Genomic DNA, 21,375 nt, shown 5'->3' on the forward strand with positions numbered 1-21,375 from the left:
GCCGTTGGCGGTGAGAGTTGGTGGGCGATAGGCGGTAATCTGGCTCGCGATGAGCCCTGACCTGGACTTCCAGCGCGCCCGCAGCCCCGAGCAGCGGGAGGCTCGGCGCGGCGCCATTCTCGGCGAGGCGGCGGATCTGCTCGCCGAGATGCCGCTGAGTGAGATCAGCCTGCGTGAGCTGGCCCGCCGGGTCGGGCTGTCCAAGACCAACGTGGTGCGGTATTACGAGACGCGCGAGGCGGTCTACTTCGCGCTGCTCAACCAGACCATCTCGGACTGGGTCGACGTGCTGGAGCTGCCCGCGGGCGAGCCCGGCGAGGTGGCCGACGCGCTGGCCGAGTCCGTTGCGTTGGAGCCGGTGATCTGCGAGTTGTGGAGTGCGCTCGGCTCCGAGTTGGAGCGCAACATCTCGGCGGAGGCGGTCCTGGAGTTCAAGCTCGCGCACAGCGCGCAACAGGCGCGGCTGGCCGAGCTGATCTCCGAGCGGATCCCGGCGCTCGAGGGGCCGGCCGCCCGGGAGTTCGTCGCGATGATGATCCTGCTGGTGGCGGGGCTGTGGCCGTTCGCGAACCCGGCGCCGCCGGTGGTCGAGGCGCTGCGGGACCCGCGGCTGGCGCATTCCCGGGTGGACTTCCAGGCGCGGCTGGGCCGGGCGCTGCGAGTCGTCCTCGACGGCCTGCTCTGACGGCCGTTCGGCTCGCGGCGCTTCGGCGGGCCGGTGGGCGGTGGGCAGTGGGCAGTGGGCAGTGGAGATTGCACCGCGAGCCGCCCGGACCCCGCACGGTCCGGGCGGCCCTGCTGTGCGAAACGTCAGCGAGACGCGTCAGCCGGTGACGGGCGTCGGCGACAGGCTTCGGTTTGTGGGAGCGTCAGTTGTAGGGGTCAGCTGATGTGGTACGAGTCGCCGTAGACCTTGAAGTCGAGGGGGGTGTTCAGGTCGAAGTTGCCGTTGTTCAGGAAGACTCGTTGGGCGGTGTCGATGCGGGTCACGTCGGAGTGGGCCTCCTCCTTCTTCATCTCCACGATGCGCTCGTCCATGAACGCGTTCAGCCAGGCCTTCTCGTCGCCACCCTGGGCCGGCGGCTTTGCCTTGGCCAGGGCGCGGCTGCGGATCGCGCGCATGCCCTCGTAGCCGTGCACGACCGAGGCGTCGTAGTACGCGAACTGGCCGAGGGCGCGAACGCCGTCCGCCTTGCCGTCGCGGACCGACGGGTTGAAGTACACCCGGTCCCGCTCGGACTCCTGCGCGGCCTGGAACACCGAGTCGGCCGCCGCGGTCTTCCAGTCCCGGGTGAAGTTCGGGTCGAGACCCGAGTGCGAGTCGGTGCCGTTGACGTTGCGCAGCGCCGGCAGGTACTTGGCCAGCACGTTCGACGGCTTGGTCGCGGTGTACGCCTCGACCAGCTCCAGCATGTCGCCGGTGCCGGAGCAGAAGCCGATGATCCCGGCCGTGTAGCCGCGCCCGTCGCCGATGTCCTCGATGTACGAGAACTGCGCCCGCCAGTTCAGCGACGAGTTCTCGGCCGCCGAGACGATCTGCATGGCGACGTCCTTCTTCGCCGGGTCGTCCAGGTTCTTGCCGGTCGGCGCGGTGGTCGCCGAGCTGGTCGGCGACGTCGGGGTGGTGGTGCCGCCGGGCAGCGTCCAGGTCTGGTTCGTGCCGCCGGCACACGTCCAGATCTGCAGCCGGGCCCCGTTGGCGGTGCTCTTGTCGGTGACGTCCAGGCACTTGCCGGACCCGGAGTTGATCAGGGTGCCGTTGCTGGCCGTCCACTTCTGCGCGGCGGTGGCGTTGCAGTCGTACAGCTGGATCTTGGCGCCGTTGGTCGTGGCCGCAGCCGTGACGTCGAGGCACTTGCCCAGCGACCGGATGGTCCCGTCGGTGTTGCCGACGGTCCACTGCTGGGCGGCGGAACTGTTGCAGTCGTAGAGCTGGATTGCCGTGCCGTTGGCGGTCGAGGCGTTGGCGACGTCGATGCACTTGCCGCCCAGGCCCTTGATCGGCCCAGCCGTGGCGGCGCTGGCCGGAAGCAGTCCGAAGACCACTACGGTACCTGGGATGACCAGGCCTAATGCTGCGTAGACGACTGTCCTGACGCGAATCATGGCGCTCCTCGTTGGAGGGGGGGAGAGGGGGTGGCGCGCGCGTTGGGGACGGACACTACGACTGTTAAGTTGATTTATCAATCCTGGTCTATCGCGAAGATCTGACCCTTGACACGGGACGGCGGGGGATCGACTATGAGCCAACTGTTAAACACTTTGCCAATCAGCAACCGACCGCTGGAGGAGCTCCGTTGACGCGTCTGGCCGGCTCGTCCAAGCTGCTCCGCGCCATGAACGAGAGCGCGGCGCTCGCCCACCTGCTCGACCCGGGCCGGCTGACGCGGGCCGATCTGCGCAAGCTCACCGCGCTGTCCACGCCGACGATCTCCGAGGTGCTGCGCCGGCTCACCGAGGCCGGGCTGGTCAACGTCGTCGGGCACGACAGCGGCCGCCCGGGCCCGAACGCGGAGATCTACTCGGCCAACCCGGACGCGGCGTACACGGTCGCCGTCTCCGTCCGCGACGTCGGCACCAGCGGCACCCCGTCGGTCGCGGCGGCGCTCGGTGACCTGACCGGCGCGATCCGCGCCCGGTTCGAGTCGCGCATCGACTTCCTCGCCACCGACCCGGTCGCGGCGGTGACCGGGGTGCTCGCCGAGCTGTGCGAGCAGGCCGGGGCGCCCGCCGACCGGGTCCGGTACGTGCAGCTCAGCGTCCCCGGCGCGTACGACCCGAAGACCGAGACGATCCGCCTGGTCGACGTGCCCGGCTTCGGCCGGCCCGGCCTGGTCCCGGAGATCGCCGCGGCACTGGGCACCGACATCGGCGTCGACAACGACGTCAACCTGGCCGCGGCGGCCGAGCGCAAACGCGGCGCCGCCCGGGACGCGGAGAACTTCGCGCTGCTCTGGATCGGTCAGGACGGCCTCGGTCTGGCCATCGACATCAACGGGACGCTGCTGCGCGGCGCCCGGGGAAGCGCCGGCGAGATCGGCTACATGCCGCTCTACTCGCCGGACTCCAGCCACCGCAAGGTCGATCTGCAGGACCTCTTCGGCGGCGGCGCGATCAAGGAGCTGGCCCGGGACCACGGGATCACCGGCGACACCCCGGCCGAGCTGGTCGCGGCGGCCGCCGGGCACGGCGAGTTCCTGGCCACGCTGGCCGACCGGATCGTGGTCGCGCTGGCCGCGGTGGTCGCGGTCCTCGACCCGTCCCTGGTCGTGCTGGCCGGGCCGACCGCCCAGGCCGGCGGCGACGCGCTGCTCGCCGCGGTGAACACCGCGTTCCGCCGGGCCGCCCCGCTGGAGTGCACGTTCGCCGCCACCTCCATCAAAGACGACGCGGTGCTGCTCGGCGGTCTCGACGCCGGGCTGGCCGCGGTCCGTGAAGCGCTCATCACCGCGATCCGCGACAGCTAGATACTGAGAGGTCCCCAAGTGAACAAACGGCTACCTCATGCCCTTTTTGCCCTGGCCACCGCCGCTCTGCTGACCACCGCCTGCACGCCGGCCCCCAAAGAGAACAAGATCGCCGACCCCGGTACGCAGGTCTCCGGGACCGTCGAGCTGTGGCACTTCTTCACCGAGCGGGAGGCCGCGGCGATCGACACCGTGGTTAAGGACTTCACCGACACCCACCCGAACATCAAGGTGACGGTCAAGTCCGGGCAGGACGACTCCAAGGTCACCCAGGCGATCGGCGCCGGCAACGGGCCGGACGTCGGGCTCTCCTACTCCACCGACATCGTCGGCAAGTTCTGCTCGTCCGGCGCCTGGGTCGACCTCAAGCCGTACCTGGACCGCGACAAGGTGGACGTCAGCCAGCTCAACGCGACGGTCCGGTCGTACACCGAGTTCCAGGGCAAGCGGTGCGCGATGCCGTTCCTGGCCGACGCGTACGGGATGTTCTACAACAAGGACCTGTTCGCCAAGGCCGGCATCGCCGAGCCGCCGAAGACCCTCGACGAGCTCACCGCGGACGCCAAGAAGCTGACCGTCAAGAACGCCGACGGCTCGCTCAAGCGGGTCGGCTTCCTGCCGCTGTTCGACTTCTACGAGAACGCCGCCGCGCACCTGGCCCCGGCCACCGGCGCCAAGTGGCTCACCGAGGACGGCAAGAGCGCGGTCGGCACCGACGCCAACTGGAAGACCCTGCTCACCTGGCAGAAAGACCTGGTCGACTGGTACGGCTACGACAACCTGACCAAGTTCAAGGCCAGTCTCGGCGACGAGTTCAGCGCCGACAACGCGTTCCAGAAGGGCCAGGTCGCGATCAACATCGACGCCGAGTACCGCCTGGCCTTCCTCAAGGACCAAACCCCCGATTTGAAGTACGGCGTAGCGCCGCTCCCGACCAGTGACCCGTCCCGCTACGGCGGCGGCTACGTCACCGGCAACATCGTGGGCATCTCCAAGAACGCCAAGAACCCCGAGGCGGCCTGGGAGCTGATCAAGTACCTGACCACGAACGACGCGGCGGTCACCAAGCTGGCCGGGCTGATCAAGAACGTGCCGACCACCACGAAGTCGATCGCCGACCCGGCGCTGAACGCGGACCCGGACTTCAAGGCGTTCATCGACATCTTCAACAACCCGAACTCGCTGACCTCGCCGCCGACCGCCTCCGGCCCGGCCTACCAGGAGACGTTCCAGCAGTTCCTGATCAAGTACCAGTCCGGCAAGGTGGCCGACCTGAACGGTGGCCTGACCGACGCGGACAAGCAGATCAACAGCGTCATGACGCTGGGCGGCTGAGCCATGGACGGCGTTCGCCTCCGCCGGGGCCTCACCACGTTCTCCTTCCTGGCGCCCGCGTTGATCGGCATCTCGGTGTTCTTCATCTACCCCCTGCTCTCGGCGGTCTACTTCTCGTTCACGAAGTTCGACCTGCTCTCCGTACCGCAGTGGGTGGGGCTGGACAACTACCGGCAGATGGCGGACGACCCGTTCCTGCTCCAAGCGGTGCGCAACACCCTGTGGATGGTGGTGGTGTTCGTCCCGGCGCGGATCATCGGCGCGATCGGCCTGTCGATGCTGCTCGCCCAGTTCAAGCGGGGCGCCAGTTTCTTCCGGACGGTCTTCTACCTCCCGGCGCTGGTCCCGCCGGTGGCCGCCACCATCGCGTTCGTCTACCTGCTCAAGCCGGGCACCGGCCCGGTGAACCACCTCCTCGAGATGATCGGCATCGACGGCCCGCTCTGGTTCAACTCTCCGGTCTGGGCGAAGCCGTCGCTGGTCCTGCTCGGCCTCTGGGCCGTCGGGGACCTGATGATCATCTTCCTGGCGGCTGTGCTGGGCGTGCCCGAGAGCCTCTACGAGGCGGCGTCACTCGACGGCGCGAACGCCTGGCACAAGTTCCGGTCGATCACCCTGCCGACGATCCAGCCGGTGGTGCTGTTCGCGGCGGTCACCGGCGTGATCTACACGCTGCAGTACTTCGACCAGGCGGCGGTGGCCGGCTCGGTCGCCAGCGGGCAGGCCACCGTCGGCGCCGGGATCTCGCAGTCCTTCGGCTACCCGGAGGGCTCGACGTTCACCTACCCGCTGTGGCTCTACACCGTCGGCTTCCGCTACAGCGCCCTCGGTTACGCCAACGCTCTGGCCATCGCCCTGTTCGTGGTCGCGCTCGCGGTCACCGTCATCCTGCTGCGCCGCTCCAAGGCGTTCTCCGGGGAGGAATCGTGACCACGGTCCTGGACCGGCCGGTGCAACGGCCGGTCACCATCACGCAGGCCAAACGGCAGAAGCGGCTGGCCTGGATCGCCCAGCACAGCATCGGGATCGTGCTGGCGATCATGTTCGTCACCCCGGTGGTCTACCTGGTGCTGCTCTCGCTGATGACCAGCAACCAGGCGCTGACCAGCGACTACTGGCCGAACACGTGGCACCCGGAGAACTACGTCAAGGTGTTCCAGGGGACGCCGCTCGGGCACTACCTGCTCAACACGGTGATCTACGCCGTGTCGGCCACGGTGCTCACGCTGGCGTCGAGCGTGCCCGCGGCGTACGCCCTCGCGAAGTTGAGGTTCCGCGGCCGCAACGTGCTCTTCCTCGTGATCATCTGCGTGATGATGCTGCCGCCGCAGGTGGTCACCGTGCCGCTCTACCTGATGTGGGCCCGCTACGGCCTGACCGGCTCGCTCTGGCCGCTGATCATCCCGGCGCTGTTCGGGGACGCGTTCTGCATCTTCCTGCTGCGCCAGTTCCTGCTCACCATCCCGAGCGAGCTGCTCGACGCGGCCCGGGTCGACGGCGCCGGCGAGTGGCGCACGCTGCTGAAGGTGGTGCTGCCGATGGCCCGCCCGGGCATCGCCGCGGCCGGGCTGTTCCAGTTCTTCTTCTGCTGGAACGACTACTACGGGCCGCTGCTCTACACCAGCGAGAACGAGAACTCCTGGACGCTCTCGCTCGGGCTGGCCTCGTTCCGCACCATGCACCACGTCGACTGGAACCTGGTCACGGCGGCGACCGTGCTGGCCATGGCTCCGCTGATCATCATCTTCTTCTTCGCCCAGCGCGCGTTCGTGCAGGGCATCACGCTGACAGGATTCAAGGGTTGAAAATCGCGGTCGTCGGTGGCGGATCCACCTATACGCCAGAGCTCGTGGACGGCTTCGCCCGGCTCGGTTCGATGGTCTCCGAGCTGGTCCTGATCGATCCGGCGGCGGACCGCCTGGACATCGTGGGCGCGTTCGCGGCGCGGATCTTCGCGAACTACGGCCACCCCGGCAAGGTCACCTGGACGACCGATCTGGACGCCGGCGTGACCGACGCCGACGCCGTGGTGATCCAGCTGCGCGTCGGCGGCCAGCGGGCCCGGATCACCGACGAGACGTTCCCGCTCGACTGCGGCTGCGTGGGTCAGGAGACGACCGGGGCCGGGGGCCTGGCCAAGGCGCTGCGGACGGTGCCGGTGATCCTCGACGTCGCCGAGCGGATCCGGCGGCGGGCCAAGCCGGGCGCGTGGATCGTGGACTTCACCAACCCGGTCGGGATCGTGACGCGGGCGCTGCTCGACGCCGGGCACAAGGCGGTCGGGCTGTGCAACGTGGCGATCGGCTTCCAGCGCCGGTTCGCCGGTTACCTGGGCGTCGATCCGTCCGCGGTGGTGCTCGACCACGTCGGGTTGAACCACCTGACCTGGGAGCGGGCAGCCTATGTGGACGGCGTCGATCGCCTGCCCGCGCTCATCGACGGTCACCTGTCGGAGATCTCCGGCGAGGTGGACATCGCGCCGGAGATCGTCACCATGCTCGGCGCCGTACCGTCATATTATTTGTCGTATTTTTATGCCCATGACCGGCACGTGCGTGAGTCGATCGGGGCGCAGACCCGCGGCCAGCGGGTAGCCGAGATCGAGGCCACCCTCCTCGAGATGTACCGCGACGTCACCCTGGTCGAGAAGCCGAAACTGCTCGGCGAGCGCGGCGGCGCCTACTACTCCGAGGCCGCGGTCGGCCTGCTCGCCTCGCTGTTCGGCCTCGACGACGACGCCGTCCACTCGGTCAACGTCCGCAACGACGGCCTGCTGCCGTTCCTCCCCGCCGAGGCGGTCATCGAGGTCTCGGCCCGGGCGGGCCTCGACGGCCCGGCTCCGCTGCCGGTCACCCCCCTGCCGCCCGACCTGGCCGGCCTCATCACCCACACCTGGGGGTACGAGGAACTGGCGCTCGACGCCGCGCTCAAGGGCGGCCGTGATCGCGTCTACCGCGCGCTGCTCGCCCACCCGCTGATCGGCCAGCACGAGTATGCCGACGCCCTGGCCGACAAGCTGATCGCGGCCGGCCGCGCGCACCTCGCGTGGGCCCGATGAGCCCGCTGTTCCTGGCGGCCGACGGTGGGAACTCCAAGACCGACGTGGTCCTCGGCGACACGTCCGGCCGGGTCCTCGCGTTCGTCCGCGGCGGCACGTCGTCCCCGCACAACGTCGGCCTGCCCGGCGCGATCGCGGTGCTCGGCAAGCTGATCACCGAGGCGCGCGCCGAGGCCGGCCTGCCACCCGGCACCATGATCGACTCGCTCGCCGTCTACCTGGCCGGCGCCGACCTGCCCGACGAGGTGACCGCACTGAACGCGGCCGTCGCCGGGCAGGGCTGGGCCCGGCACACGCAGGCCGACAACGACTGCTTCGCCCTGCTGCGCGCCGGCACCGCGATGCCGGACGCGGTCGCCGTGGTCTGCGGCGCCGGCAACAACTGCGTGGGCCGGGCGGCGGACGGGCGCACCGCCCGGTTCGTGGCGCTCGGCCCGATCTCCGGCGACTGGGGCGGCGGCCACGACCTGGCCGACCACGCCCTGCGCGCGGCCGCCCGCGGCGAGGACGGCCGGGGCGACCCCACCGCGCTGTCCGCCGCGGTCGCCGCCCACTTCGGCCGGCCCACGGTCGAGGCGGTCAGCATCGGCCTGCACCTGGGGGACCTGCCGATGGACCGGATCCCGGAGTTGGCCCCGCTGCTGTTCGAGATCGCCGCCACCGGCGACGAGGTGGCCGCGGCCCTGGTCACCCGCCAGGCCGAGGAGATCCTCGCCCAGCACCGCTCGGCCGCCGGGCGGCTCGGCCTGCTCACCCGCCCGCACGCCGTGGTCCTGGGCGGCGGCGTGCTGCAGGCCCGCCATGCCCAGCTGCACGAGCAGGTGATCCGGGGCGTCCAGGCCCAGGCCCCCCAGGCGACGATCACGGTCCTGGACGCCCCTCCGGTCACCGGCGCCGCCCTCCTCGCCCTGGACACCCTGGACGCCGCCCCGGACGCCGAGTCGGCCCTGCGCGCCACTCTCTCCCGGGTCACGGCCGGGGCCCGCGAGCAGGCCCCGGCCCCGCTCTGAGCCGCACCGGTCCCGGCCGGCCCGATCGGTTGGCGATCGACGGCCGGTTCGTGGGCTCGGCGGTCCTATGTGCATCACGTTATGATCCGGCGACGGACGGTGAGTAGCGGGACGGGGGCTTGCTCTTGAAAGATGTCTGCCGATCATGACGCGGCTGCGGATGATCATCACGAAGAAGGCCCGCCCCTGGGGGTTCGCCCTGCTCGCCGGGATCGCGCTGGTCATGCTGGGGATGGGGCACGTCTACGCCGGGTACGCGCGGGACCTGCTGGTCAACCTGGGGACCAGCGTGCTGGTGGTGGCGCTCACCTACGCGATCTTCGACCCGATGTTCCAGGAGCTGCGCAACGCGCGGGTCAGTGAGCAGCCGTTCTTCGACGACGTCCGGTTCAGCCGCAACGTGGAGTACGCGGCCACGGTGGTGCGGATCATGGACACCGGCAACCACATCCTGGAGGGGCGGCAGCGCGACCGGTTCCTGGAGGCGCTGCGGGTCGCCGCCGAACGGGGCGTGCAGATCCAGATCCTGCTGCTCGACCCGGACGCGAAGGCGACCGAGCAGCGCGCCGAGGAGATCACCCCGGTCGACGTCCGGGGCGTGATCGTCGAGAACCTGCGCTACCTGTACCGGTGCAAGTCCGGCATGACGCCGCTGCACGCCGACAACCTGGTGGTCAAGACGTACGACGCGCTGCCCGCGCTCCAGCTGCACCAGTGGGACGACCGGGCGCTGATCTCGTTCTACCCGGTCGGCACCCGGGCATCGGCGTCACCGCACCTGGAGATCAACGTGAGCTCCTCGCTCGGCCAGTTCGCCGAGCGGCGCTTCCACGAGCTGTGGCACAACGAGATCACCACGACGCTGGACCAGTGGTGGATGACCGAGCTGTCGTTCTGCCGGGACGGCACGCGGGTGGCCAGCCGCGAGGTCCGCTATGCCGAGCACCGGGGCGACGTGTTCATCGACGGCGCCCACATCGCCGACCTGCTGATCGATTTCGGCCGCGAGCACATCACCGCCGAGGACAACCCGGGCCGCCGCCCGTGCGACGAGGAGTGCGCCTACGCGATGACCCGGCTGCCGGCCGCGGCCGGGCTCTACGAGGAGGTCATCGCCGAGTTCAACCACAAGTACGGCGAGGCCGACCGGCACCGCACGATCGAGCCGGTCATCCTCCGCCTCGAACTCCTGGACCGGGTCGCCGCCGCCTGACGAGCATCCCGGCCGCCGAGATGACCGGCTGGGACGCGGTGGACGCGTGAGCGCGCCCGCCGGGGGGAGCCGGCGGGCGCGGGTGGTCAGGGGAGGCGGTGGTGGTCGCCGAGCATGTCGTCCAGCGGGACGTCGGTGGACTGCTTGGCGGCGAACGTCGCCGGGACGCCTGCCCAGCGGCGCAGCAGGGCCGTGGCCTGGGCCGCGTCGGCCGGGGCGAGCTTGGCGATGTTCGCGCCGTGGTTGGCGCCCGGGGCGACGAACAGGGCCGAGTCGCGGCGGCTCGGGGTGAAGCGCTCGGCGCCCCACGGGTCGTTCTGGCCGTAGATGAAGAGCATGCGCTCCGAGGCGGTCCGGACCCAGAGGTCGACGTCGATCATCGGCACCGGGTTGTGCTTGCGGCGCAGCTCGGGCGGCAGTGACGAGTTCGCCGTGTACAGCCCCGGGTAGTCGCGCAGGCCGCGCAGGTGCTCGAAGCGCAGGCTCGGCCAGCCCAGCTGACTGGCCGCCTGGTAGTAGTACGGCCAGTAGGGCTCCAGGCCCTGGTCGGTGTAGAAGCTCCAGCCGGCGATGCCGTCGATCCAGGCGTACAGCTCGTCGTCGGTGGCCGTGGCGGCCGGGACCGTGGCGCAGTCCGCGGCCAGGCTGTACTGCCAGAACGCCCAGACCGTGTCGAGCACGGTCATCTCGAACGAGCGGTCCGCGGTGCCGATGGTCCGGCTGAACGTCCAGCCGTTCGCGGCGGCGTCCGCCGCCAGGCGCGGGACCAGCCGCTCCCGGCGGAGCAGCGCCTGCTGCTGGACGCCGTCGAGGGCCGCGCGGCAGGACGGCGTGCCGACCGTGTCGAAGAACTTGTCGTACGCGCTGTCGGCCGGGTTGATCACGTCGTCCGGCGCCACGTAGGCGACCACGCCGTCGACGTCACCGGGGTAGAACCGGCGGTGGTAGACCGAGGTCATGCCGCCCTTGCTGCCGCCGGTCTGGATCCAGTTGCCGGTCAGGATGCCGTCGAAGGCGGTGACGATCCGGTGCTCGTCGGTCGCCTCCTGCCAGATGTTCAGGTCCGACCAGTCGGCCGGGGCCGGGCGGGACGGGGTGAAGAACCGGTGCTCGACCGAGATCTGGTTGGCGTTCAGCAGTGCCGTCGGCTCGGTCTGGGTCGGCCGCGGGCTGGCGGCCAGGCCGTAGCCGTTGGTGAACAGCACGGTCGGGGACGTGCTCGACCGGTGCAGCAGCGTCAGGCGCTGCTCGAAGGTGCCCTGGGACGGGTGGCGGTGGTCGGCCGGCTGACGGTAGGTCAGCACGAAGAACCGGTAGCCGGTGCCCGCGGTGTCGGATATGACGGTCAGGCCGGGGACGGCCCGCAGCTGGTCGAGCAGCGGATCGTCGGCGGCGCGCGCGGCGGTGGCCGGGGAGAGGACCACCAGCAGGGAGGCGAGGATGGCCACGATGCGAGATCTCACGCCCGCCACCATATCGATGAATGGAGCTGCGTGGATCGATGGGAACTCGTTGTCCGTGCTGACCTGCACCTGAAGGGCTGTTCGCGACGGTACCGTCACTTCGGAGAGGATTCGACCGGACCGCGATCCGTACCCAGAAAGATCCGACAATGATGGTCAAGACCACCGAGGAACCGCAGCCGTGGACCGCCCCGACCGCCAGCGCGTCGCTCGGCGGCGGCCCGGCCCGGACCTGCCGGGTCTCGCGGGAGAGCGACGGCACGCTCCGGCTGAGCCTCACCGGGTTCGCCATGGTCGGCGTCGACGTGGCCCTGCTCTGGACGCAGAACGGCTCCGGCTTCAGCATCGTGGGCACGGTCGTGCCCCCGCCCGCCGAGGGCATGCCCGGCGTGTACATGCGGGTGGACACGACCGTGGGCGCCGTCGACCGGCGACGCTCCCGGCGCGTCTCGGTGCAGGTGCCGGTCGTGCTGATCCTGCCCTCCGGGCAGATGTTTCCCGGCCTGGCGATCGACCTGTCGCTGGGCGGGGCGCGGGTGATCGTCGATCTCGACGTCGACGACCTCGGCGAGGAGGCGCTGATCGACCTGGTCGACGGCCTGGCTCCCGGGGAGTTGGTCACCCTCGAGGTGCTGCTGCCGGACGGCCCCGCGGAGTTCAACGGTCAGGTGCGCGGCAGCGACGAGCCGGGCGACGTCCGCCTGCTGTTCGTGGACATGGACGCCGAGATCCGGGCCCGGCTCGACGCCTTCCAGCGGACCCAGTGAGACGCCGCGGTCAGCCGCCGGTGACGGTGACGGTGACTTTCGCGGACGGGTGCTGGCGGCTGGCGCAGACGTAGCGGCCGGGCTCGTCGAGGGCCAGGATCTGGGTCTCGCCGGCGTCCAGCCGGGTGTGGTCACCGTTGCTGCCCGGCGTGCAGGTCACGCTCTGGGTGGCGCCCGACTCGTTGACCACGGCGAAGTTCTCGGTCGCGACGACCTTGACCGCCGACGGGGTGAAGGCGCCGGCCTTCGTGATGGTGAGCTCCGGCTCCGGGGCGCCGCAGCCGCTGTCGCCGGTGACCGTCAGACGCAGCTCGGCGGCGCCGGTCCGTACCGTGAAGGTGCCTTTGTCGGGGAATTGGATGACCTGGCGCTCCTGGAGGCCGATGACGCTGGTGACGATCCCGGCGTCCGGTTCCGAGCGCAGCGGGTGCGCCGTCTTCGACCGGTTGACGACGGCCAGGAACGCGCCGCGCTGGATGGTCAGCTTCGCCGGGGTGAACGCGTACCCGGAGCCGCTGTCGTCGATCACGACCTTTGTCGCCTTCGTGCAGTCGGCCGAGGCCTTCCGGGTGGCGGCCGGCCGCGTCGTGGTCCGCTGCGGCTGGGCGCCGGCCGACCCGGCCGGGGCCGTGGCCGGTGCACAACCGGCCAGCGCCACCATCGACAACGCCAACGCCACGTGCCTGACCTCGCGCATCACTGCCACCTTTGCCCGCCCTCCCCGCATTCGCCAGGGAGAACGGGCGCGGCCCGGATTCGGATCAATCGGGCCGCTCCCCGGCTTGCGGACGGAGGACCCGGTGACCCGTGCGGCGGGAGCTACAGGGCCACGAACTTCAGGCCGCGGGCCTTGAGGGTGGGGAGCACGACGCTGAGGGCCTTGAAGGTCTGCGAGCGGTCGCCGCCGCCGTCGTGGCAGAGCAGGATCTGGCCCGGCTTGGCGGCCAGCATCCGGCTCTCGATCTTGGCGACGCCCGGCTGGGTCCAGTCGCGCGGGTCGTTGCTCCAGTCCAGCGGGAGCAGGCCGGCCTGGGCGACGTCGCGGAGCAACTGCGGGGACCAGTCACCGCCGGGCGAACGGAACAGTTTGGGGGCGTACCCCGTGGTTCTGCTGATTTTGTTCTGGGCTTTCCGGATCTCCTGCTGGGCGATCTTCTTCGCCTTGGCGCCCAGCTTGGTGGGGTGGCTCCAGGTGTGGTTCGCGAGCTGGTGGCCGGCGGTGGTGACCATCTGGGCGACGTTCTCGTGGCCGAGCACCTGGTTGCCGATCATGCAGAACATCGCCGGGACCTGGTAGTGGTCCAGCAGCTGGAGGATCTTCGGGGTCCAGATCGGGTGCGGGCCGTCGTCGATGGTCAGGGCGATCGCGTCGGAGGGGAACGCCTGGCCGCCGGTGGCCTTCGTGTACTCGGCCAGCGTCGAGATCGGCTTGCGCTGGACCGGGAGCGGGGAGGCGGTGACGGTGCTCTCCGGGGTCCGGGAGCGGATCACCACGGGCTGGCCGGGGGTCGGTTTCGCCTGGTCCTTGCCGGGGTCGTCGTCGGACGCGGCGTAGACGGCGACGGCGCCGGCGGTCAGGGCCGCGCCGGAGATCCCGAGGAGCAGTTTCCGCCGGGTCAGGAAGGCGCCGCGGAGGCCGGTCGGGGCGGCCGGTTCCGGCGGCGGCGGGGTGATCGCGGCCGGGGTTTCCTGGGCCGGCGTTTTCCTGGGTGGTGGCTTGGCGGGGAGGGCGACGGTCAGGTCGTCCTTGAACGCGGCGGCGGGGATCGCCACGGTGGCCTCGTCGGGCACCGGTTGGGCCTTGAAGGCCACGGTCTTCTCGTCGGCCGGCGGCTCCGCGCGGACCACGACGGTCTTCTCGTCGGGCTCGGGTTCGGGCCCGGGCTTGATCGCGACGGTTTTCTCGTCGCCCGGTGTCTCGGCCTTGATGGCGACGGTGGCCTCGTCCGGCTCGGGCTCGGGCCGGATCAGCTCGGTGGCCTCGTCGGCCGGGATCGGCGCGGTCTCCTCGTCCGCCGGGGTCGCCGCGGTGGGCTCGTCCGGGGAGGCGTCGGCCGGGATCGCGACGGTGGGCTCGTCCGGTGCCGGGGTCGCCGGTAGCGCGACCGTGGCCTCGTCCGCCGGTGGCGCCGCCTCGGGTTCGCCGGGCTTCGTCACCTTCGGCTCGTCGGACATCAGTTCCTCCCCTTCGGCCTGGCACCTGCCGACATGTCCGCGGTGCCGGTCGCCGAACTGCTCGGCTCACCAGCGGGCGACGCTAGCACTCTCGGTCAATTTCAGCCGAAAGGGTGACATTTATCGATCAATTTTGATCCGTGGGCTGGGCGTCGTGCCGCTCGTCAACTTTCCGGTTTACCCGCCGTCCCCGGCGATGCCGCCTACGCTCGGGCAGAACCTGAAGGATCGTCCGGGGGAGCGGTGATGCGCCAAGCGGTCTGGCTCGTCTTCGGCCTGATCCTGGTCGCCTGGGCCGCGACGGGGGCGATCCGGCTCATGATCAACCATGATCCGGGCGCGCTGCGTTACCTGCCGGGTGGCTACCCCGTCCAGCTCGGCGCGTACGTCGTGCTGGCGCTCGTCGGCCTGCGATGCGCCCGGCACAACCGGGTCCAGGCCAACCCCGAGAACGACCCACATCGATGATCTGACTCCCGTCCCCGCTCCAAACAGGACGCCGGCACGCTAGCGTCGGGCTGTAGAGATGTCGGTCTATGGTTCGGGAGTTCAGATGGGGATACGCAGACGGGCCACGGCTGCCGTCGGTGCGCTGGTCGTGGTGGCGAGTCTCGCGGTGAGCGGCCCGGCGGCCGCCGCCGCTCCGGCGCCCGGGGGTGTCACGCACGAGGAGAATCCGCGGGTCCCCGAGGGCGCGGTCTGGACGGAGGCCTACTTCCCGTCCGCCGATCACAGCGGGGTGCAGCTGCACGCCGACGTCCTGCGGCCGGCGAACCTGTCGCCGGCGGTGCGGACGCCGGTGATCCTGGCGGTCGGGCCGTACTTCGCGCACGCCGGCCAGACCGGGCCGGAGGGCTGGGCGCAGACCGGCCCGTCCAGCCGGTTCGCGGACTTCACCAGCGGCACCGGGCTGTTCGCGCGCGGCTACACCTACGTGATGGTCGACCTGCGCGGCTTCGGCGGGAGCACCGGCTGCCTCGACTGGGTGGGCCCGGGGGAGCAGGCCGATGTGCGGGCCGCGATCCAGTGGGTGGCCAAGCAGTCCTGGTCGACCGGCAAGGTGGGCATGTACGGCAAGTCCTACGACGCGGTGACCGGTCTCGTCGGCAACAACCTGGAGCTCCCGGCGCTGAAGGCGGTCGTCGCCCAGGAACCCGTGTGGAACATGTACAACTACCTGTTCAGCAACGAGGTGCCGCGGCCGAACGTGACCGGCACGCCGAACGCGTACAACGGCATTGCCACGATGGCGCCACTGGCTGACGACACCGATCAATACAAGACCAATGCGGCGTACGAGGTCAGCCACCCCGAGTGCCTCGCCGACAACCTCACGAACAACAACAACCCGGATCTGGACTCGCCGTACTGGCGCGCCCGGAACCTGGCCGCGCGGGCGAAGGGCACGAGCACCCCGCTCTTCATCACCCAGGGCTTCATCGAGAACAACACGAAGCCCGAGGACGTCGAGGAGTACCTCGGCAACCATCACGGCGTCGAGCGGGGCTGGATGGGGCAGTGGGAGCACGTCCGCGGCAACGAGACGAACGCCGCGGGGCAGTTGCTGCAGGGCCGCGCCGGGTTCTTCGACGAGGTGATGCGCTTCTACGACCACTACCTCAAGGGCGTCCGGCCGGCGGTCCAGGACCCGGCCTTCGCGATCGAGGACAGTACGGCCGCGTGGCGGGCCCAGCCGACCTGGCCGGTCTCCTCGTCGTCCAGCGCGGCGAGCCTTCCGGACGGGCGGTACGTCGACGACGGCGCCCCCGCGACGCTGGCCGCGCCGGCCGAACAGCAGTGGGACATGGAGCACTTCACGGATCCGGCCCCGCCCGCGTCCCTGCGCCTCGCGCCGCTCGCGGCCGCCGCCGACCCGAACAGCTACTTCAGCTGGTCGAAGCCGGTGACGTCGCGGCTGCGGATCACCGCCACGCCGAAGATCACGCTGACCGCGAGCGCGCCGGGCAACGTGCTGGTCCGGCTCTGGGATGTCGCCCCGGACGGGACCGGGGTGATGTTCGACGAGAACGTGGCGCTGATCGAGGCGGCCGGCCGGGTCGGGTTCGACCTGAAGTCCACCGACTGGACCCTTGCGGCGGGTCACCAGCTGGGCGTCCAGATCGGCACGATCAGCAGCAACGGCTGGCGGGACACCCCGAGCGGCAACACCATCGGGGTCAGCCGGGCGCGGCTGGGCCTCGACCTGCAGAACCCCCGGTTCGACGTGCCGACCCAGGGGGACCGGTCGCCGTTCCTCGACACCTACCTGCGGCAGTACACCCGGACGCTGACCGGGGTCGGCGCGGGGACCTTCACGCTGACGCCGCACGGCGGGCACTGATCGGCTGCCGGGTGCGGACCGGCCGGACCTCCGGACGGCCCGCACCCGGCACCGGTAGGCTCGGCGGCCTCGTCCCCGAGACTGCGGAGCGAAGTGGTGAACGAATCCGGCCCGGTGGCCCGGCGACAGGCCGAGCTGCGGCTGCGGGTCGGCGAACACCTGGACTCCGGGGAGGTGCTCCTCGGGGCGGTGTGGATCGCCCGTACCTCACATGTGCCGTTGATTTCCAAGATCACGCAGTGGCAGGGTGCGCCGCACGGGCTCCTGGGCCGCAACGAGCCGGCGCCGCGCGCCTTTCCGGCCGGCAGTACGGCCGCTGACCTGGACCGGCACCTGCCCGAGGACGACACGGCGATGGCGCTCGCGCTGACCGGCGCCCGGCTGCTGATGCTGGCCGTCGGTGAGCCGCCGCCGGCGCCGGCGGTCGTCCCGCCGGCCGGGCTGCTCGATCGCGTCAAGCGGCTGCTCGCTCCGGCGGAGCCCGCGCCGCTGCCACCGCTGGCGCCGGTCTGGCAATGCCCGCGGGCCGGCCTCGGCGCCGTCGCCGTCAGTGATCCGGAGGGCCGGCTCGCGCTGCGCTTCGCGGACGGTTCCGGGCTGTCCGTGGACGCCCCGGCGATGCTGGCCACTCCGTTCGCGGAGGCGGCACAACGGGCGTGAGCAGCCGTATTTGTCCGTTCGGGCGAAGAATAGTGCTGATCATGCCGAATCACTGGTTCGGCTCGACCCGGTGGCTGACAGTGAGGGGAGTGGAATCCGGCCGGGGAGTGGTTCGATGTCGCACGACCTTCGCAGTCGCCGCCGCCCGATCCGGGCCGCCCGGTCCGTCTCGCCGATCAAGCTGACGGTGGCGCTCGTGGGCTCCGGGATCGCGGTGATCGTGCTGTTCGCGGCCGGGATCGCGGCCGAGCAGTACCACAGCCGGCGGCCGGTCGCGGCCACCAGCCCGTCGGTCAAGGCCACGCCGGCCGGGCCGGGGCTGGGGGACGCGGTGCGGGACGGCAAGCTGGTGTTCGTGGTGTCCCGGGTGGACTGCTCCCGGAAGACGATCGGGATCGAGCACTTCAAGCGGACCGCCGCCGGGAAGTTCTGCGTGGTCAGCCTGTCGGTGCGGAACGCCGGGGACGGCGCCAAGTACTTCGTGGGAAAGGCGCAGAAGGCGTACGCCGGCGACACCGAGTACCGCAGCGACGAGCTCGCCGGGATCTACGCGAACCGGGGGACCGAGGCGTTCCTGCGCAAGCTCGATCCGGGCGAGAAGGTGTCCGGGAAGCTCGTCTTCGACATTCCGAAGGCCGCCAGGCTGACCCGGCTCGAACTGCACGACTCGTTGCTCTCCGGCGGGGCCGGCGTCACCGTGAGCTGACCCCGCCGAGTCGGGCCGTCAGTCCTGTCGCGGGTTGGGCTGCTCCTGCTTGGCGGCCATCTGGGTGAGGATCTCGTTGACCGCGGCGGTCTGCTCGGCCTCGGCGGCCTTCGCGGCCACCCGGTCCGCCTCGGTGGTGCGGGCCAGGTACATCAGGTAGACCGTCACCGCGAGCAGCGGCAGGCTCCAGATCAGCGACGTGTGCGAGTCGTCGGTCAGCCCGCCCAGGACGACCAGCGCGTCCGGGACGGCGATGAACCAGGAGAGCCGCCGCACGCCGAGCCGGCCCGCCGGGTTGCCGTGGTACCACATCAGGGCGCCCTTGAGCAGGCCCAGGCCGAGGATCGCCGGGACCCCGGCGAACACCAGGACGAACAGCAGGACGATGATCCGGGCGCCGGTGTTGTCCGGGCCGTGGGTCCAGGCGCCGTAGAGCATCGCGCCCGCGGCGGCCAGCGGCAGCAGGCTGTAGGCGGCGGACAGCCGGCCGCCCAGCCGGTCCTCGGGCGTCGGGACCACGCCCGGCAGCGGGCGGGTCTGCCAGTCGGTCAGCGCGTCGCCGTGGTTGCGGAAGAAGACGGTGACCATCGCCGCGGTGGCCGCGCCGGCCGGGACGGCGATGGCGAGTCCCTTGAGGACCTCGCCGTCGAACAGCAGGCCGAGGCCGAAGCACATGATGATGAAGGCGAACGCGAACAGCAGGCGTATCGGGCGGTGTGCCATGGTGGTGAAGCTCCCCGTGGTCGATGTCTTGTAGCGGTCCAGCACCCTACACGGCTGACCTGTGCCATTTAACATCGATGTGAAGCTATGTCTAATGGGACCGGGTCGCCTCGTGATCGGACAGCGCGCCTTCCAGCCGCGCGATCGCGGTGCGTATCGCCGGGTCCCGGGTCGACAGGTTGCCGGTCACGTCGCGCAGCGACTCGATCTCGGCGAGGTTCGCCCGCACCGCCTCGTAGTCGCCGCATCCGACGTTGATCTGGGCCCGGTCGATCAGGACCTTGAGCATGTAGCCGCTCGGGTCCGGCAGCAGCGCGGTGGCCGCGATCGACTCGTCCGACCGGCGTAGCGCGGCCTGCCAGCGCCCGGCATGCCGCTCGATCTGGGTGAGGAACGTCAGGGCCGCCTGTTCGGCGAGCTGGGCGATGTGGATCGCCGGTGCCGTCGCCGGATCCCGAACCACGGCGATGACCTCCTCGAACACCGGGATCGCGGCGTCCCCGGAGTCGTTGCCGATCATGGCCATCCCCAGCTGGATCAGGGCGTTCGGAACACCCTCCAGGTCGCCCACGGCCCGGAGGCCGGCGACGGCCGCTCGCGAGTAGCCGATCTGCTCGGCGTGGCGTCCCTGGGATCGCAGCGCCCAGCTGACGTAGTAGTTGGCCCAGCCGATCTGCCGGCGATCACCGGACCGGACGGCACACTCCAGGGCCAGGCGGGCGTGGTCCAGGGCCGCGTCGCCGTTCTGGTGCAGGGTGGCGATGTAGACCCAGGCCAGGTATCCCTCGTGGATGGCGCGCAACCGATCGTCGCCGAGCCGCTCGGCGGCCCGGCTGGACAGGGTGTAGACGTCCTCCCAGCCCGGCCAGGCGAACCAGCTGTCGCCGAACCAGTGCAGCGCCTCGGCCACGTCGATCACCCGCTGGTCGGCGCCCGCCTCGGCCGCGGCGTGCAGGGCCGGCAGCCAGTTCTCGGCCTCGGCCCGGATCCAGGCGCCGGCCTCGGCGGTCGAGCCCAGCTCGACCACCTCGGTGCTGCCGGCCTTGCCCGGGCCGTAGTCCGGCTCGAAGTGCCGGCCGGCCACGATCACGGTGTCGATCAGCCAGTCGTCGCGGCGCCGCACCGCGGCGCTCCGATCGGCCGCGACCTCCTCCCGCTCGAACGCCGCCGTGGCGTAGAGCCGCAGCAGGTCGTGGAACTCCAGCCGGCCGTCCGGCCGCTGCTGGAGCAGGCTCAGCTCGATCAGGTCGTCGAGCGCGTCCTCGGTGACCGGCAGCGGCTCCTGGACCAGCACGGCCGCCAGCTCGGGGCCGGTCGACGCGCCCGGCACCAGGGCCAGGCGGCGGAACAGCCGCCGGGTCACCCCGGACAACTGCTGGTACGACAGGTCGAACGCGGCCTTCACCTGCAGGTCGCCCGCGGACAGCGCCTCCAGCCGGCGCTCCTGGGCCGACAGCCGGGCGATCAGGTCGTCGGCGGTCCACCCCGGGCGGCTGGCCAGGCGGTTGCCGGCGATCCGCAGCGCGAGCGGGATGTGCACGCACAGGCCGGCGATCCGGCGCAGCTGCTCCGGCGAGGCACCGGACCGTTCCAGGATCGCCCCCAGCAGCGCGGTCGAGTCCCCCTCGGGCAGCGGATCGAGGCGCAGCCGGTGCACGTCCTCCAGGCCGCTCAGCGAGCGCCGGCTGGTCACCAGCACCACGGCCGGGCCGGCCGGGGGCAGCGCGGGACGCACCTGGCTCTCGCTGACCGCGTTGTCCAGCACGATGACGAACCGCTGACCGCGGATCAGGCTGTGCCACAGGGCCGACGACTCGTCCACGTCGCGCGGGACCGCCCGGACGTCCGGGCTGACCGCCCGGATCAGCCGGCTCAGCACGGTCAGCGGGGTGAGCGGCTTGGCGTCGAGCCCGCGCAGGTCGACGAAGAGCTGCTCGTCGACCGGCCAGGACCGGGCGGCCCGGACCGCGAAGGTGGTCTTTCCGACGCCCGCGGTGCCGCTGATCGCCACCACGGGCGCCGGGGACCGGTCGTCGGCGCCCCGGACCCAGGTCGCCACCGTGGCGAGATCGTCGGCGCGACCGGTGAAGTCGGCCACCTGGCGCGGCAGCGGACTGCGGTTGGCGGGCGCCGGCGGTGGGGCGTTGCGGCCCTCGCGGGCGGCGGTCAGCAGCGCCTCGCGGCCGGCCGCGGCCACGCCCAGGCCGTCGGCCAGCGCCTCCACGGTGCGCGGGCGCGGGCGGCGGCTGACCCCGCGCTCCATGTCGCTGATCGACCGGTCGCTGACGCCGGACGCCGCGGCGAGCTGCTCGATGGTGAGATCCGCGGCGGCCCGGAACCGCCGGAGAAGTTCACCGAACGAAGCCTCGTCGGTCATCGTCGTCCTCCCGGGTCGCTGATCGTGGCTCTTCGTTCTACCGGATCGCCGGTACTGCGTCTTCACTTCGTGGTGCACCC

The 21,375-nt window shown here is 71.0% G+C and carries 19 protein-coding genes; 13 read left to right on the top strand and 6 right to left on the bottom strand.

The genetic code is table 11. From position 1 onward, the window contains the following. The first annotated feature begins 49 nt into the window (after positions 1-49). Positions 50-685: a TetR/AcrR family transcriptional regulator gene (locus tag L3i22_RS11380; protein ID WP_221326927.1), complete on the top strand. Its 636-nt coding sequence runs from the start codon at positions 50-52 to the stop codon at positions 683-685. Between the two features lie 197 nt (positions 686-882). Here the strand turns inward: L3i22_RS11380 and L3i22_RS54305 are convergent, their stop codons facing one another. Then, entirely contained in the window at positions 883-2,046 is a 1,164-nt protein-coding gene (locus L3i22_RS54305) for a chitosanase (protein ID WP_304523461.1), read from the bottom strand. 251 nt (positions 2,047-2,297) lie between these two features. Between L3i22_RS54305 and L3i22_RS11390 the strand changes: the two genes are divergently transcribed. From L3i22_RS11390 to L3i22_RS11420, 7 genes are all read left to right on the top strand, one after another. Further along, the gene (locus tag L3i22_RS11390; RefSeq protein ID WP_221326929.1) at positions 2,298-3,467 is read left to right on the top strand and encodes an ROK family transcriptional regulator; all 1,170 of its coding nucleotides are present in this window, start codon (positions 2,298-2,300) and stop codon (positions 3,465-3,467) included. 18 nt (positions 3,468-3,485) lie between these two features. Then, entirely contained in the window at positions 3,486-4,802 is a 1,317-nt protein-coding gene (locus L3i22_RS11395; protein ID WP_221326930.1) for an ABC transporter substrate-binding protein, read from the top strand. A 3-nt stretch (positions 4,803-4,805) separates the two neighbouring features. Next, positions 4,806-5,732 carry a carbohydrate ABC transporter permease gene (locus tag L3i22_RS11400; protein ID WP_221326931.1) on the top strand — a complete coding sequence of 309 codons (927 nt, stop codon included), beginning with the start codon at positions 4,806-4,808 and terminating at the stop codon, positions 5,730-5,732. Next, positions 5,729-6,607: a carbohydrate ABC transporter permease gene (locus L3i22_RS11405; RefSeq protein WP_221326932.1), complete on the top strand. Its 879-nt coding sequence runs from the start codon at positions 5,729-5,731 to the stop codon at positions 6,605-6,607. Before L3i22_RS11400 ends, L3i22_RS11405 begins: the two co-directional genes overlap by 4 nt. After that, a complete protein-coding gene (locus L3i22_RS11410; protein ID WP_221326933.1) occupies positions 6,604-7,860 on the top strand; it encodes a 6-phospho-beta-glucosidase in 1,257 nt (418 codons plus the stop codon). The genes L3i22_RS11405 and L3i22_RS11410 overlap by 4 nt, the downstream gene beginning before the upstream one ends. Continuing rightward, a complete protein-coding gene (locus tag L3i22_RS11415) occupies positions 7,857-8,870 on the top strand; it encodes an N-acetylglucosamine kinase (RefSeq protein ID WP_221326934.1) in 1,014 nt (337 codons plus the stop codon). The genes L3i22_RS11410 and L3i22_RS11415 overlap by 4 nt, the downstream gene beginning before the upstream one ends. A 145-nt stretch (positions 8,871-9,015) precedes the next feature. Beyond that, positions 9,016-10,083 (top strand): hypothetical protein, encoded by a 1,068-nt coding sequence (locus L3i22_RS11420; RefSeq protein WP_221326935.1) that lies wholly within the window; start codon positions 9,016-9,018, stop codon positions 10,081-10,083. A gap of 86 nt (positions 10,084-10,169) precedes the next feature. Here the strand turns inward: L3i22_RS11420 and L3i22_RS11425 are convergent, their stop codons facing one another. Beyond that, positions 10,170-11,546 (bottom strand): S28 family serine protease, encoded by a 1,377-nt coding sequence (locus L3i22_RS11425; RefSeq protein WP_221326936.1) that lies wholly within the window; start codon positions 11,544-11,546, stop codon positions 10,170-10,172. A gap of 149 nt (positions 11,547-11,695) precedes the next feature. Between L3i22_RS11425 and L3i22_RS11430 the strand changes: the two genes are divergently transcribed. Then, positions 11,696-12,313, top strand: a complete 618-nt coding sequence (locus L3i22_RS11430) for a PilZ domain-containing protein (RefSeq protein WP_255658129.1) — start codon at positions 11,696-11,698, stop codon at positions 12,311-12,313. Between the two features lie 10 nt (positions 12,314-12,323). Here L3i22_RS11430 and L3i22_RS11435 read toward each other — a convergent pair whose 3' ends face one another. Both L3i22_RS11435 and L3i22_RS11440 read right to left on the bottom strand, forming a co-directional pair. Further along, the gene (locus tag L3i22_RS11435; RefSeq protein WP_221326937.1) at positions 12,324-13,010 is read right to left on the bottom strand and encodes a hypothetical protein; all 687 of its coding nucleotides are present in this window, start codon (positions 13,008-13,010) and stop codon (positions 12,324-12,326) included. A 122-nt stretch (positions 13,011-13,132) separates the two neighbouring features. After that, the gene (locus L3i22_RS11440; RefSeq protein WP_221326938.1) at positions 13,133-14,488 is read right to left on the bottom strand and encodes a polysaccharide deacetylase family protein; all 1,356 of its coding nucleotides are present in this window, start codon (positions 14,486-14,488) and stop codon (positions 13,133-13,135) included. Positions 14,489-14,734: 246 nt separating this feature from the next. Here L3i22_RS11440 and L3i22_RS11445 point away from each other — a divergent pair, with 246 nt between their 5' ends. The 4 genes from L3i22_RS11445 (at position 14,735) to L3i22_RS11460 (ending at position 18,195) form a co-directional block, all read left to right on the top strand. Further along, positions 14,735-14,956 (top strand): hypothetical protein, encoded by a 222-nt coding sequence (locus tag L3i22_RS11445; RefSeq protein ID WP_221326939.1) that lies wholly within the window; start codon positions 14,735-14,737, stop codon positions 14,954-14,956. 85 nt (positions 14,957-15,041) lie between these two features. Beyond that, entirely contained in the window at positions 15,042-16,829 is a 1,788-nt protein-coding gene (locus L3i22_RS11450) for a CocE/NonD family hydrolase (RefSeq protein WP_221326940.1), read from the top strand. A 96-nt stretch (positions 16,830-16,925) separates the two neighbouring features. Beyond that, positions 16,926-17,489: a hypothetical protein gene (locus L3i22_RS11455; protein WP_221326941.1), complete on the top strand. Its 564-nt coding sequence runs from the start codon at positions 16,926-16,928 to the stop codon at positions 17,487-17,489. A 115-nt stretch (positions 17,490-17,604) separates the two neighbouring features. Continuing rightward, positions 17,605-18,195 carry a DUF4352 domain-containing protein gene (locus L3i22_RS11460; RefSeq protein WP_221326942.1) on the top strand — a complete coding sequence of 197 codons (591 nt, stop codon included), beginning with the start codon at positions 17,605-17,607 and terminating at the stop codon, positions 18,193-18,195. Between the two features lie 18 nt (positions 18,196-18,213). Here L3i22_RS11460 and L3i22_RS11465 read toward each other — a convergent pair whose 3' ends face one another. Then, a complete protein-coding gene (locus L3i22_RS11465; protein WP_221326943.1) occupies positions 18,214-18,918 on the bottom strand; it encodes a hypothetical protein in 705 nt (234 codons plus the stop codon). Positions 18,919-19,009: 91 nt separating this feature from the next. Further along, complete coding sequence (locus L3i22_RS11470) at positions 19,010-21,295, bottom strand: XRE family transcriptional regulator (protein WP_221326944.1); 2,286 nt, start codon at positions 21,293-21,295, stop codon at positions 19,010-19,012. Positions 21,296-21,375: the final 80 nt, after the last annotated feature.

The organism is Actinoplanes sp. L3-i22, from assembly GCF_019704555.1.
GTDB lineage: Bacteria > Actinomycetota > Actinomycetes > Mycobacteriales > Micromonosporaceae > Actinoplanes.

What these genes read in the sequence shown, in the direction of transcription:
- L3i22_RS11435 (WP_221326937.1), bottom strand. Translation starts at nt 13,010, where the DNA reads ATGCGCGAGGTCAGGCACGTGGCGTTGGCGTTGTCGATGGTGGCGCTG.
- L3i22_RS11465 (WP_221326943.1), bottom strand. Translation starts at nt 18,918, where the DNA reads ATGGCACACCGCCCGATACGCCTGCTGTTCGCGTTCGCCTTCATCATC.
- L3i22_RS11420 (WP_221326935.1), top strand. Translation starts at nt 9,016, where the DNA reads ATGACGCGGCTGCGGATGATCATCACGAAGAAGGCCCGCCCCTGGGGG.
- L3i22_RS11430 (WP_255658129.1), top strand. Translation starts at nt 11,696, where the DNA reads ATGATGGTCAAGACCACCGAGGAACCGCAGCCGTGGACCGCCCCGACC.
- L3i22_RS11450 (WP_221326940.1), top strand. Translation starts at nt 15,042, where the DNA reads ATGGGGATACGCAGACGGGCCACGGCTGCCGTCGGTGCGCTGGTCGTG.
- L3i22_RS11440 (WP_221326938.1), bottom strand. Translation starts at nt 14,488, where the DNA reads ATGTCCGACGAGCCGAAGGTGACGAAGCCCGGCGAACCCGAGGCGGCG.
- L3i22_RS11380 (WP_221326927.1), top strand. Translation starts at nt 50, where the DNA reads ATGAGCCCTGACCTGGACTTCCAGCGCGCCCGCAGCCCCGAGCAGCGG.
- L3i22_RS11445 (WP_221326939.1), top strand. Translation starts at nt 14,735, where the DNA reads ATGCGCCAAGCGGTCTGGCTCGTCTTCGGCCTGATCCTGGTCGCCTGG.
- L3i22_RS11415 (WP_221326934.1), top strand. Translation starts at nt 7,857, where the DNA reads ATGAGCCCGCTGTTCCTGGCGGCCGACGGTGGGAACTCCAAGACCGAC.
- L3i22_RS11400 (WP_221326931.1), top strand. Translation starts at nt 4,806, where the DNA reads ATGGACGGCGTTCGCCTCCGCCGGGGCCTCACCACGTTCTCCTTCCTG.
- L3i22_RS11470 (WP_221326944.1), bottom strand. Translation starts at nt 21,295, where the DNA reads ATGACCGACGAGGCTTCGTTCGGTGAACTTCTCCGGCGGTTCCGGGCC.
- L3i22_RS11460 (WP_221326942.1), top strand. Translation starts at nt 17,605, where the DNA reads ATGTCGCACGACCTTCGCAGTCGCCGCCGCCCGATCCGGGCCGCCCGG.